This window comes from Tolypothrix bouteillei VB521301 (genome assembly GCF_000760695.4).
In the GTDB taxonomy this organism is placed as follows: Bacteria; Cyanobacteriota; Cyanobacteriia; order Cyanobacteriales; family Nostocaceae; genus Scytonema; species Scytonema bouteillei_A.
Map to the genome: position 1 here is coordinate 7748190 of NZ_JHEG04000001.1, position 13789 is coordinate 7761978.

At 41.8% G+C, this 13789-nt stretch carries 10 protein-coding genes; 5 read left to right on the forward strand and 5 right to left on the reverse strand.

Annotated elements, in window-relative coordinates:
* Positions 1 to 21: 21 nt before the first annotated feature.
* The 4 genes from HC643_RS31715 to HC643_RS31730 all read right to left on the reverse strand — a co-directional run bounded on the left by HC643_RS31715 (position 22) and on the right by HC643_RS31730 (position 9030).
* Positions 22 to 1110 (reverse strand): hybrid sensor histidine kinase/response regulator, encoded by a 1089-nt coding sequence (locus tag HC643_RS31715; RefSeq protein ID WP_202048674.1) that lies wholly within the window; start codon positions 1108 to 1110, stop codon positions 22 to 24.
* 97 nt (positions 1111 to 1207) lie between these two features.
* Positions 1208 to 4336: an ATP-binding protein gene (locus tag HC643_RS31720; RefSeq protein WP_167844788.1), complete on the reverse strand. Its 3129-nt coding sequence runs from the start codon at positions 4334 to 4336 to the stop codon at positions 1208 to 1210.
* A gap of 79 nt (positions 4337 to 4415) precedes the next feature.
* Positions 4416 to 8168, reverse strand: a complete 3753-nt coding sequence (locus HC643_RS31725; RefSeq protein WP_038074387.1) for a WD40 domain-containing protein — start codon at positions 8166 to 8168, stop codon at positions 4416 to 4418.
* A 67-nt stretch (positions 8169 to 8235) separates the two neighbouring features.
* A complete protein-coding gene (locus HC643_RS31730; RefSeq protein WP_038074385.1) occupies positions 8236 to 9030 on the reverse strand; it encodes a PrsW family intramembrane metalloprotease in 795 nt (264 codons plus the stop codon).
* Between the two features lie 203 nt (positions 9031 to 9233).
* Here HC643_RS31730 and HC643_RS41710 point away from each other — a divergent pair, with 203 nt between their 5' ends.
* The 5 genes from HC643_RS41710 (at position 9234) to HC643_RS31750 (ending at position 12824) form a co-directional block, all read left to right on the forward strand.
* Positions 9234 to 9386 carry a hypothetical protein gene (locus tag HC643_RS41710; protein WP_237265982.1) on the forward strand — a complete coding sequence of 51 codons (153 nt, stop codon included), beginning with the start codon at positions 9234 to 9236 and terminating at the stop codon, positions 9384 to 9386.
* Between the two features lie 184 nt (positions 9387 to 9570).
* Entirely contained in the window at positions 9571 to 10878 is a 1308-nt protein-coding gene (locus tag HC643_RS31735) for an HhoA/HhoB/HtrA family serine endopeptidase (RefSeq protein WP_038074382.1), read from the forward strand.
* Between the two features lie 3 nt (positions 10879 to 10881).
* Positions 10882 to 11409, forward strand: a complete 528-nt coding sequence (locus tag HC643_RS31740; RefSeq protein ID WP_336604394.1) for a DUF3172 domain-containing protein — start codon at positions 10882 to 10884, stop codon at positions 11407 to 11409.
* 36 nt (positions 11410 to 11445) lie between these two features.
* Positions 11446 to 11622 (forward strand): hypothetical protein, encoded by a 177-nt coding sequence (locus HC643_RS31745; protein WP_153021428.1) that lies wholly within the window; start codon positions 11446 to 11448, stop codon positions 11620 to 11622.
* Between the two features lie 206 nt (positions 11623 to 11828).
* On the forward strand, positions 11829 to 12824 hold the full coding sequence (locus tag HC643_RS31750) for an RNA polymerase sigma factor, RpoD/SigA family (protein ID WP_038074378.1): 996 nt from the start codon (positions 11829 to 11831) through the stop codon (positions 12822 to 12824).
* 156 nt (positions 12825 to 12980) lie between these two features.
* Here HC643_RS31750 and HC643_RS31755 read toward each other — a convergent pair whose 3' ends face one another.
* Entirely contained in the window at positions 12981 to 13658 is a 678-nt protein-coding gene (locus HC643_RS31755; protein ID WP_038074376.1) for a DNA-binding response regulator, read from the reverse strand.
* Positions 13659 to 13789: the final 131 nt, after the last annotated feature.

Genomic DNA, 13789 nt, shown 5'->3' on the forward strand with positions numbered 1-13789 from the left:
TACGAGATTTACGAGCAACACTCATATATCTACTGTCACAATTGAACCTTGCGGCTGATTATCTTTGATTGCGATCGCTCCACCGTGAGCTTCAGCTACCATTTTGCAAAATGTAAGTCTCAGCCCAATTTGGGAAGCTCCACTTACCAAACTCCCTAACTCATACTGCTCGAGAATGGATTGCTGTAAGTGTTTGCTACTAGTTCCTTCATCGGTAATGGTAATAGTTGCTTGTTTGAGAGGTTCGGTTGTATTTGAATAATTAACGCGAAATGTAATCGTGCTCCCAGAAGGAGACGACTCAATTGCGTTAGTCAGGAGATTATCTAGCAAGCGCTGGAACAGATTGGTATCTATGGAGAGCCAGCGTCGTTGCTTTTGGAGTTCGGTTTTTAATTGTATTTGCTTGGAATTAGCGATCGCCTGAAAATTCGCTATGACTACTTCCACAAGTTCATTCAGGTCTACCTCAACGCGATTTAGCAATAACCTGTTCGATTCCATCTTCGCCAATCGCAATAAACCGTTGACGATCGCATCAATCTCCAGACCAGCTGCATAAACCATTTCTGCACGTTCCCGGTCTTTAGACTCTAGATTGCTTTGCAGTAATAAGTGGCTTCCCAGTAACAGAGTAGACATTGGTTGTCCTAAATCTTCCACCACTAGCTTAGATAAATCATGACGCAGGTTAATAGTGGCTTGCAGTGCATCATACTGTTGCTTAATCCGCAGCATGGAACGGACACGAGCGCGTAATTCCAGCCCGTTAACGGGTTTTGTGAGAAAATCATCGGCTCCAGATTCTAAAGCACGTGCTAGATCTTCCTTAGAATCCAGCGCTGTTACTATAATAATGGGAATATGTTTCCAAAGAGAATTTGCCTTTATACGGCTACAGGTTTCAATCCCATCTATTTCTGGCATCATTACATCCAGTAAGATAGCATCGGGAAGATTTGTTTCCAGACGGTTTAAAACTTCTTTGCCACTGTTATAGTAGTTCAGGTGGTATCCTTCGCGCCGCAGCAGCAACTCAATAACCTCAAATCCGTTTGGCTCATCATCAACTATCCACACAGATTGTTTGCGTTCCATTGCTCTTGCCATTTGTTAGTTGTTAGTTGTTAGTTGTTATAGCAGTCGGTGTAGGAATTACAAACACCTTTTCCTTGTCCCTCTTGTTCGGATCTTAAATAGGATTGCTTTAGTTGTCAGTTGTGACTGGGTTAAGATTTTTGGAAATAGCAGCGACTAGCTCTTTTAAGCTGACTGGTTTTGGTATGTAGTCGTTCACCCCAGATGCTATAACTTTTTCTCGATCTGTTGCCATGACAAATGAGGTCAAAGCAATGATGGGAATGTTTGCTGTTTCAGCATCCGCCCGGAGGAAGCGCGTAGCTTCTAAACCATCCATTTCTGGCATCTGTACATCCATTAAAATGAGATCGGGTTGTTGTGTTTTTGCTATCTCTACTGCTTCTCGTCCATTCTTAGCCAGTAAGATCCGGTATCCTTTCGCTTTTAAATACTGCGTCATGGTGAAGACGTTTGTTTCATTATCTTCTGCAAGCAGCAATAGAGGAGAGGGGGATGGAGGAGAGGAGGGAGAGGGGGGAGATGAGGGGGAGGGGGGAGAAGGGGGAGATAAGGAAGCCGGTCCTACCTTGTCTCTTACTTCTTCCCACGGAAGTGCAATTGTAAATCTGCTACCAACTCCTAGTTCGCTTTCAACGCTTACAGTACCGTTGTGTATTTCCACAATTCGCCGAACTAATGATAATCCTAACCCCGTTCCAGCAAATCGACGGGTATAGGAGGTTTCTAACTGGACAAAAGGTTGAAATAAGTTGGGTATGTTCTCAGGAGCAATGCCAATACCTGTATCTTCTACGGTAAAGTAAATCAGTTTAGCTGTTGAATCTGCTTGAACTTCAATCGATACTTTGCCTCCTTCTGGGGTAAATTTGACGGCATTGCTTAACAAGTTGATGAGTGCTTGGCGGATGCGTCTTTCATCCACTTGAATAAGATCTATTCCTTCTGGTAAATGCGAACTCAATTGAACCTTTTTCTTAAATGCTATCTGTTTCACAAAGCTGAGGCTGTAGTCACACAATCCCCGAACCGATGTGAAACCCAGTTGTAGTTCCATCTTACCAGCTTCAATTTTGGCAAGGTCGAGGATGTCGTTAATGAGTTCCAGTAGGTGCTTACCGCTTTTTTCTAAGGTGGTGAGAGATTTTCGCTGTTCTTCTGTCACAGGTCCGCACACTTCATCGTTGAGTGCTTCTGTAATTCCTAGAATGGCATTGAGGGGAGTCCGCAGTTCGTGACTCATATTTGCTAAGAAGCTACTTTTGGCACGGTTGGCAACTTCGGCAGCTTCTTTCGCCTCGCGCAAAGCGATTTCAGCCAGTTTGCGATCGTTTACTTCTAGTGCTAGCGCTACAAAGTCGGCAATTGACCCTACAAAGTTTTGTTCGGTCAGTTCCCACTCGCGTGGTTCGGTTCCGACTTGTTCGTGAAATACCATTCCAACGACTTCTCCCCCAATTAAAATGGGGGCATCAATCAGGGATATAATGTTTTCTGGCTCTAGCAGTTCATCCCATAATTCCTGTACCCGTGGATCGTTGCGAGTGTCGGTCACGGCGATAGTACGGGCAGTTGCTAGCGCTTGAAAGTAAATTGGATGGTCTGCTGCGTTGCGTTCGCTTCCTGCGGAGTGTCTCTGCTGGCTGCGTTCGTAAAGGTTGGCGCATTGTAACTTAGTCCGATCGCTATTATAAAGCCACACGCTGACTCTCTCTACTTCTAAAGCGTTGGCTGCTTTTTGTGCGATCGCTTGAAATGCCGTTTCCAAATCTCCATCTGCGATCGCCTTATGATTTGCCAGTTCCGATAAGACTAAACTGTGTTGCTGCAGTCGTTGCTCGTTCTTCATCCGCTCTTGAATTTCTTGCTGTAACTCTTGAGTTCGCCGTTCAACTCGCTGTTCTAACTCTTCGTTAGCAGTTGCTAAGGCAGCAAAAGATGCGCGTAATTGCTGTGCCATTTGGTTAAACGATTCACTCAGCGCTTCTAGTTCATCGATCCCCCTTACTGTGACTGTTGGGATTGAATCCCCATGAGCAAAATCTTCTTCTGTAGCTCTAAGTGCTAACTCTTTAGCAGCAAAACTTAAGCAATGGATTGGTTTCGCTATCCTGCGGGCGGTGAAAATTCCCAACACTGTGGCTAGTCCAAAGGCTGCAATACAAAGCCAAATGGTGGTTTGAGTGTTGCGATCGATCTGCTCCATGAAATCTGCTTCTGGAACAACCACTGCAATCAGCCAATCTACACTCAGGTTGCTTTGCAATGGTCTGACATCTAAAAACTGCTGTTGGTTTTGAAATTGAAATTTGAGTTGCTCTAAATTCTTTATCCGACTAAAGTTCCCAAATTTACCAACCAAATATTGAGCCGTTGCTTTAGTTAAAGAATTTTCACTTTCAGTTGCAGCGATCTGTATTAGCTGATTCCCTTTTATCCGAAATGGCTCATTAGGTGTAGAACTTGCTACTAAATGCCCCGAGCGATCTAGAATGAGAACCTGACCCAATTTACCGACGCGGATGGAATCTAAGAATTTATCAATTTTGTCTAGGGGAATTAAGGTGCTTGTGACTCCCAATAATTGATTTTGTTCGTTATATATTGGCTGTGATGCACTAATAATAAGTTGTAATTCGTTGAGATCGGTGAAAATCTGACTGAAGCTAAATTTTTTATTTTTAACTGCAACTTGATAGAAAGGACGCGATCGCACGTCATAATTTTTAAACACCTTGATAAGTCGAGTTTGTTTTCCGACTTTATACTCAACTTCGTAAGTTTCTAAATCGTATCTAGTCGATTTTCCCGCTTTTCTCAGCAAAAACCTTGTTTCATTCACGCGTTGGAGCGATAAGAACTCGCGCTGCTCATTTCCAACCGCTAGAATAACACTCATAGGGTCAAATAATTCTAACTGCTGTATCATGTAAGGTTCCCAATCTGCAAGATTTCGCAGATTGAGCAGCCCAAAATCAATGGTATTTTGGTTGCTGCGACTCACTTGACTTGGTGTAGACAGATAAGTTTGTAGTTTTTGCTCTACTCGAGTGGCGACTTCTCGACGCAATTCGCCAGCCACATCATTCACTGCTTTCTCTCCGTTACGAATGGATAACCAAGCAGTTAATCCTACAGCTAGCAAGATTTGTAGGAGAAACGATCCCACGAGAACCCGACTGAGGGGTACGCTTCTTACTAAAGGAGAAAGCCAGCTTTGCAAAGGGTTTTGGCGCATCTACTTGGTTTATCCTTGGCGATTGGGGACAAGGGGGACAAGGAAGAGAGTCGGATGTATGAATGCAACTTGATATCAGCTACTCAAATGCTCCCAATGCTTTGAGTGTTGCTCGTTGTGCTTCTGATAAACCAGTTACACCTGTAATGTTGGTTCCTTCATAGGGTCTATCGGCTCTTATTGTTTTGAGGCAGTCTCCAGTATTAATATCCCATAATTTGATAGTTTCATCTGCACTACTGCTTGCAAGGATGTTACCTTGAGGATTAAAGCCGATGGATAACACCTGGCTTGTGTGTCCTCTTAAAGTCTTGAGGCATTGTCCGGTATTGACTGCCCAAAGTTTTACGGTTCGATCTGCACTGGCACTGGCAAGGGTTTGCCCGTCAGGGCTGAAACTAACTGATAAAATATGATTATTATGTCCTTGTAAAATTTTAAGACACTGCCCTGTCTCTACATCCCACAATCTCACGGTTTGGTCTGCACTTCCACTAGCAAGAATGCCTCCAACACCTCTTATTAAGGGCGGAGAGGAGGGGATCGGACTAAAAGCAATACACAAAACCCAGTTGGTGTGTCCTTGTAAGGTTTGAAAGCACTGTCCGGTATTGATTGTCCAAAATTTCACGGTTTGATCTGCGCTGCTACTGGCGATCGCTTGACCATCTGGGCTAAAACAGACTGAAAAAACGTTTCCTTCGTGTTCTTGCAAGACTCTCAAGCACTGTCCTGTTTCGATATTCCACAGTCGCACAGTACAATCCGCACTACCACTGGCTAATATTCCCCCCGAGTTGCTCTTATTGAGGTGACTAAAGGCGACTGAGAAAACTTTTTCTGTGTGTTCCTCTAAAGTCTTGAAACATTGTCCCGTTTCTACATCCCATAACTTGATTGTTCGATCGGTGCTACCACTTGCTAAAATGCTCCTTGCTTCTCGAGTTTCGTGAAATGCAATGGCGGAAACTTGGTTTGTATGCCCTTGCAACACTTTTAAGCATTGCCCGGTTTCGCTATCCCACAATCTTACCAAATGGTCATTACTCCCACTGGCAAGAACGACCTCTGCTTGTTCGCTCCTGTTTAAGGAAAAACCAAAGCATACTGAAGGTATCTGGTTGGTATATCCTTGTAATGTTTTAAGGCATTGGTTGCTTTCCGTATCCCATAGCTTGACCGTTCGGTCGTCGCCTCCACTAGCAAGAACTGAACCATCAGGATTAAACTCTAGGGTTCGTACCCAATTGGTGTGTCCTTGTAAAACTGCGATACACTGCCCTGTAGCAGTATCCCACAGCCTAATTGTGCGATCGGCACTTCCACTGGCAACAACTAATGCATCTGGGCTAAATTTCAGACACAGAACTTGACTGCTATGCCCTTGTAATGTTCCGATCGATTCCCCTGTTTTGATATCCCACAATTTTACAGAACCGCTTGCACTGCCAATAACTAAAATTTCTCCCGTTCCCTGGTTGGAGGATGGAGCAAACGCCATACATTGGGCTCTTTCGGTATGCTCGTATAAGGTAAGAAAACATTCCCCTGTTTTTGTATCCCACAACCTAATAGGTTCTTCATTGCTTGCTGTTGCCAAAATATGACTATCGGAACTTATAGCAACGCAATGAATGGGGCTCATATTATCTTGCAAACTTGTCAAGCATTCCCCTGTTTCTACATCCCAAAGGCTGACTGTGTTATCTCTTGCTTGACTGATAAGAATTTGACATTGATGTGTTAAAAGAACGCTTAAAACTTGGCTAGTATACCGTTGCAATGTTCGTATAACTTGCCCCTTATTCACATCCCAAAACTTAACGATTTGGTCTTGACCTCTACTGACAAGAATGGGGCTCTCAGGATGAAAATCAATGGAGATTATCTGACTTGTATGCCCCTTTAAAGTTAATAGCAACTGACCGTCTGTTGCTCGCCATAAATAAATATCGCCTTTATCATCACCAGTTGCTAGAATTTCACCGTTTGAGTTGAATGCGATCGCTAATACGTTACCAAAAATTTGTGTGAAAATAGATTTACTAAGTTCGGCACGGGCTAAATTCACTTGATGCAAAGTGAGTCCTTGAAGGTTAGCTTGCCAAATCGGTAATTCAGAAAAATCAAAGCCTCTTAAATCCGTTTTGAGTTGAGAAAGCAAGTTGAAAACGTTTCCACCTAAATATCCCGATTCCTTCGGTGCTTGTTGGCGCTGATAGGAAAGCATTTGAATCAACTGCACTTCAATGGCTTTTCTAGTTCCTAATTTACGCAGCAGTTCGGCAATTATAGGATTGACAATTAATTTAATTTGTGCGTCTTTAATATAATCTTTTGCAGCCGCTTTCAGGAGAGCGTGAGTGTGAATGAGGGGAGTAGGGGGAACAGGGATATAAGGAGATAAGGTAGAATCTGTTCCCCGGTCTACTCCATTTCCCCAGTCCCCTATTTCCTGACTAATCTGTTCAACTAACCGCTCAGTGACATACTCCATAATGACGGGTTGCATTGTCTTCTTTTGAAAGCTTTGCTCGAGAAGAGAGCGTCTGAGTAAGGATTCTAAAGCTTCTAGAAGTTGATGCTTGAGTAACTTAGGGTAAATATCATCTTCGAGTTCCACAAGCGAAACCCCTTCACGATTAATAGCGAGCCAGTAAATTACACCTTTTTCTGTATGTGTTAAGCGTTCAAATTGTCGATCTAGCAGTAGGCGAATGCTGTTGAAGCTAGAAATACCTGCTTCTAGAAAAGCACTAACATCACCACCAAACAATTCTTGAATAGTTGTAGCAACAATTTTAAGGGCTAGAGGATTTCCACTGTACCGTGAAATCAATTGCTCGCTTTCTTGTTGGGATACAGAAAGCCCTTTAATACTCAGTAATTCTCGAGCTTCCGCTTTCAGCCCCGCAAGTTGCAACGTTCTCACAGGAAGAGCTTCTCCTGCTTGCATGGCGATTGCATTGGGCTTTTCTCGGCTAGTTAACAATAAACAGCTTTGGTGTGGAACTTCACCTATATTGCGAAGCAATTCATCATAACCTTCACAATCTGTTTGGAACGTTCCTGCATACACCCCACTCTGCATTAATGTTTCTAAATTGTCCAACACAATCAAGCAGCGATGTTCCCGGAGAAGTTCCATCAATTTGGAAAGCTTCCCGGCTTTGGTTTCTGGTAGTTGAACCGCGTGTTGGGGGGATAAAAATTTCAGCAAATCGTCTAAAAGATTTGTGAAGGGAGGTGCATGACGCAGACTCCGCCAGATCGCAAATTCAAATCGATCTTGGATCTGCTCGGCTAACTTAGTCACCAGTGTCGTTTTGCCAATTCCACCGCTTCCAAGTAACGCTACCAACCGACAATGTTCTTGAAGAATCCATTGCTCGAGTACAGCCAGTTCCTCCACGCGACCGCAGAAGAAGGAGACATCGACAGCTTCACCCCAGTCTGTGAGGGTATGGGGAGTGGAGTGAAGAGGTGAAGGGGTGAGGGGGTGAGGGGGGGACGATTGTTCTTGTGGTGATATTTCTTGAGTTGTTGTCCTTACGTTTAAACTCTGTTTTGCACCAGTGTAGTCTTCTGGCTCCATTTGCAAGCCCACTGCCTTAAATACTAAGGCTATTGAATCTCGATCGACTCCCTGTCCGCGCAAAATTTTCCTAATTGTGGCGGGATGCAAACCCTGACCTTCAAGCTGAGACCGACGAACGAACTCTTGAACTGGATAACGTTCGATTTCTAGCTGACGTATCCGGTTCTCTAACTTTGCTTGTCCTTTAGGACTAAGTACAACACCTCTACTTCGTTGTCCTACGGGCAAATCCATGATCTTGGCTCTGTTAGATTAAATATTAATATACTACTTTTGGAAGAAGATTAGCACGAGTTACTGGTTACTGAAAGGGTAATTGTGCTTCACGGACTTGCTTGTTCAACAAGCTTATACTTGTATACGCAACTGATAAACTTAATATTTCTAAAATAATAAATTCAATAGACGTATCCCGTCCTGTACTGTTAAAGATATCCCATAAAGCATGAAGTAATACTGCTGTTAAAAAAGCCTTTACCACTTGCCAATTCAATAATGTATTGTGCCCTACTTGATTTCTCTGTCTCCACATAACAGCACATACAAGCCCAGTCCAAGCCGCGTGTCCGGCGGGAGAGAATAATCCACGAGCAAGCAAAACTCCATCAAGAACGACCAAATTTCCTTTTGATTCCAAAAGGGATACGAAACTGTAGCCCATTGTCTCAAGTGCAGCAAAACCCATCCCGGAAGCAGTCCCTAGAAGTATTCCTGCTGTTAAAGAACGATGACGCCCTTGTAAGTAATACATTAAAGGAAAAATTAGTTTAGCACTTTCTTCAATCAGTCCAACACCAAGCATGGGTAAAAAACCCAACGCTTTGAAGACATCGTACTCTAAATTTCCTGCAATAACCGTGCCTGCAACTCCACCCCAAAGAAAACAGATTGCCATTGGGGGTAATAAGTCTTCCCAATCAGGTAAATTTTCATATAAATAAGTTACAAAAGTAACAGGAACGAGGAATGAACCTAGTAAGATAACACTCGGTATAAAGTTGGGGTTATTGGTCGTGATAACAGCTTTTTCAACAAGATACAGCAGAACCAGCCCACTGAGGAATATTTGAAACCACCTGCGTCTGATAAAAGCCATATATTTACGAGATGATTGAGTGACATAGTTATTATGGGCTTAAAACTAGAATTAAGTCCAGGCAAGATAGCATAGAAAAGCTATAACTTATCACAAAACATTAAAGGGTTCTGGTAAATAGGTATCACAATCCGCTTGGTATCCAATCTCCCAATACAAACGCGATCGTGCAAACTTACTTATACTTGTAACACGGTAACCACTTGCGTGCAACAATCTCAACGCAACAGGAGAATGCTCTCGCTCCAAAAGATACAGCTACTGACAACAGATTTAATAATTCTGCTAAATCGTCGCCAGTGGTTGAAGCCCAAGGATGGATCTCAGGAACGAATGGTAAGGCGGTTCTTGTATAAGCGTTTGAGAGTTTTTCTCTAAAAAATCAAACAGCCCTACCCGATGACAGGGCTAAGCGGATCGTGCTCACCACCACCATCGCGACAGTCCCAATCAGACGTATTTGCCTTTCAAGAAAATCTTCCCAAGTTCTTAACTTTTTCTTTCTACAGTCAGACTACAAGCATAAACCAGTTGAAAATCATGAATAATTTAAACCAAGATACCAGAAATAATTCTCAGGAAATTGATAAATTTACATTAGATCCAAAATTACAATCTGACAAACCATCTTATAGAGCATGGAAAAAACCAATTACTTATTTAGGATGCGTGCTAGTTGGCGCAGGAATGACAGTTCTTACTATGCGCTACCAAGCAAATCATTTTTTGCTACCTCAACCACTAGCTTCCAATCAACCAGTTAATGCAACTCAATCACCTGTTAATTCTTCTACACTTGATAGTTTGAACTTTATCACCTCAGTCGTGAATCAGACTGGACCTGCTGTTGTTAGAATTGATTCTACTCAAACGGTAAAAAACCCTCAGGCTAGTGTTTTTAACGATCCATTATTCCGGCAATTTTTTGGCTCTGAAATTCCTAAAGTGCCATCAAATGAGACTGTCCACGGAATTGGTTCGGGCTTCATTATTAATCCTAATGGTGAAATTCTAACGAATGCTCATGTCGTAAAAGGAGTGAAAACAGTAACCGTTACCCTTAAAGATGGACGTACTTTTAAAGGTAAAGTTATGGGTAGCGATCCCGTAACAGATGTTGCTGTAGTTAAAATTTCGGCTAATAATTTGCCAGTAGTGTTATTGGGTGATTCCGAGCGCCTCAAACCAGGACAATGGGTGATAGCGATCGGAAATCCCCTCGGTTTAGATAATACCGTCACTCAAGGTATCGTCAGTGCTACAGGTCGTTCTAGTTCTCAGGTAGGAATGCCAGATGAACGAGTTAACTATATCCAAACTGATGCTGCTATTAATCCGGGTAATTCTGGTGGACCGTTGTTAAACTCCTCCGGTCAAGTCATTGGAATGAATACTGCAATTCTTAAAGATACTCAAGGTTTGGGTTTTGCAATTCCCATTAATGTCGCTAAGACGATCGCCAATCAAATCATCACTAAAGGGAAAGTTGAGCATCCTTATTTGGGTATTCAAATGTTAACGCTTACACCTGAAGTGAAACAAGAACTAAACAGCGATCCCAACTCTCCAATTAGTGTTGATGAATCTCAAGGGGTGCTGGTTGTCAAAGTGATACCTTCTTCGCCTGCTGCTCGTGGGGGAATCCGCGCAGGTGATGTTATTGAGAAGGCAAACAATCAAGCTGTTGATAGCTCAAATGAGTTGCAACAAATTGTAGATAGTACTTCTATAGGTAAAAACTTACAATTACAAATTCAGCGCCAAGGAAAAACGCTGAATGTAAATTTGCAACCGGGGGTGTTACCTACAACAAATAACAATGACAGTGACAGTGACAGTGACCAGTAATCAGTGACAAATGACAAAATTTTAGTTATGGTACAGCGAACTCAAATATCCAGCAATAAGTCTTTTTCTTTTCGTACTAACACCACGATCGCAGCAATTATTGGAACCGCTTTGGTAGTGGGAATTCTCATTGGTGTGAGTGTAAGTACTGTTGCTAATTCCAGCCCAGATAATGTCGCTAGTAGCACCTATATTGACAGTTCTGCGCCAGATGCTGATGTCTGCGTGCAGTATGGAGCAAGTGCTATTGTTACGGATGCTCGAATCTTTGTTACCCTGAACCCCTTTAGGGTGTATGTTTCTCAACCGCGAATGCAACCTGGATGTGTTTTGCGTACAAGTGATTGGTCAATTCTGCAACAAAAAAACTTGGTAACATCTCAACAAATCAGCACTTGTAAAAACAGTTTAAATACTTTTGCTTACACGGGTAAATTAGAAAATTCGCCTCAAATTTCTTGTGTTTATCCAAATAATGCAGCTGGAAATCTCTTTGTCCCTCAAGCAACTACTGCTACAACAACACCTTAGTTTAAATATATTTAATGTTCTTTAGGTTTGAAACTTATGTCTGTATTTAACAAGCAACACATAAACCAAATCCAGTCAGAAAACTTTTGGGATAACTCTGCTAAAACCGTTATTTTTAACTTTATTACCGCTTTGATAATTCGTACCTTTATTGTTGAAACACGTTATGTACCTTCTCAATGGAACCTACTATTCAACCAGGTGAACATTTGATGAGTGAGTTTTTGGTGGATACCCTACGTATATATTGGAAATAAGATTGCTATATGCTGATAGGATTTTTAGCTCTAGATTCTTTTCTTATTATTTTTTTGTTTTTTGGATTGGTATTGTTTTTAGGTTATTTATTAAAAATTATCCAATAATCGAAGAAATAAAAGAACAAACAAAACTTTAACTGTCTTTGGGAGATTCAGGAAATGATTAATTCAACAACATCGAATACAGCTTTTGTAAGTCAAAGTAAAACAATTTATGGTGAAGATCTTATACGTTATTATCTTCAGGAAATTGGACGCGTACCTCTATTGACTCAAGAGCAAGAAATTTCTTTATCTACAGAAATTCAGTTAATGATGAACTTTTTAGATGTTAAGGAAAAGCTGGCTGTTAAATTAGAAAATGAACCTACATTGGAAGAATGGGCTGCTGAAATGAACCTACAGCCAAAAATAGTGCTTGACGTGCTTCATAAAGGACACAAAGCCAAGCAGAAAATGATTCAGGCTAATCTCCGACTAGTGGTTGCGATCGCAAAGAGATATCAAAGACGCAATATGGAGTTGCTGGATTTAATTCAAGAAGGTACTTTAGGGCTAGAGCGAGGAATTGAAAAATTTGACTTCACTAAAGGTTACAAGCTTTCTACCTATGTTTATTGGTGGATTCGTCAGGGAATTACACGAGCGATCGCACAACAGGGACGTACAATCCGATTACCAGTTCACGTTGTTGAAAAGCTGAACAAAATGAAGAAAGTTCAACGAGAATTATCTCAAACGCTAGGTCGAGTTCCTACAACTGTAGAAATTGCCAAAGCCCTTTCTTTAACTCCAAGCCAAATTCGGGATGTTATGCAATTTTCTCGCAGACCTATTTCCCTAGAGTTACGAGTAGGACCGGAACGAGACACAGAATTACAAGAAATTTTAGAGGATGAAGCTCATTCTCCCTTTAACTATGCTGTAGAAAAATCTCTCCAGCAAGATCTTCACAGCTTATTGTCAAATTTATCTTCTCAACAAAGAGAAGTCATCTGTTTGCGCTTTGGTTTTACAGACGGTCATGAATTTTCTTTAGCAGAAATTGGTCAGCGTATGGGTATTAGTCGAGAACGAGTACGGCAAATAGAGATGCAAGCTTTGAATATCTTACGCGGTCATCAAGATAAAATAAGGGGTTACTTAGTTAGTTAAAGCTCGGCAAACTCTCATTATACTATTAAATTTCTTCAACTTTCCTTAAAAAAGTACGTGTAGATACAAGTTTTTTCAAGTGTATTCTTGTGGGTTTGATCCCCCCTAACCCCCCTTAAAAAAGGGGGAATTAGAATCAATTTATCCTATTTTTGACTAACTGATTAATCCTAACTTTCTCGCTGCAATTTCAATTTGAATCCGGAGTTCTTTATCTGGATCGTCGTAAACACCCAGCGCATCTTGGAGCCTGATCCAGTAATTCCGAACAGTGCGTTCGCTGACCTGCATCTGCTTGGCGATCGCCTTATCGGTTAGTCCCTCCTGAAACTTCAACGTCAAAACTCTCAGCCACCTGCGGTCAAATTCAGAACGAGAACGTAACTCAGGAGGTAAGTAGATAGAACCTCGGAGAGCAAAATCAAGCAATCGCAGCATCTCCCGGATGGGTAGAGACTTATCCATTGCAGCAAAGCCACCTTCGTAAGCATTAATCATCGGCTTTAGCTGTATGAGAGGTTTAATGTTAGTACTGAGCACCAGAATATTGGGAGCTAACTGACTCTCAATTAAGCGTTTAAGAAATTCCATTCCTACTTCCGGGGTGGCAGACCCGCAAGGCTTTTCTGGTAAACTTAAATCAATTACGACTAGTGTGGGATGATAATATTCTATCTGAGTTTGAGCAGTTTGCACATCCTGTGCTGTAATAATTTGAGCCATCGGGTAGTTTTGCTTTAGAGCAGGAACCGTACCCTCCAAGATTGTCTCGTGGTCGTCAATTATTAAGAATTTTTGTTGATTAGATTGGGGGTGCTTGATGTCATTTGTCATTGGTCAGTTGTAAGAGTGTTGCATCCATTAACATTCGGTAATACATTTGTGTTTATTCCTGTTTATTACTAACTTCTTTATTTATTTTTTACCTATTTTCTAGCTTATACCAGGCAAGATAAAGCTTTTTA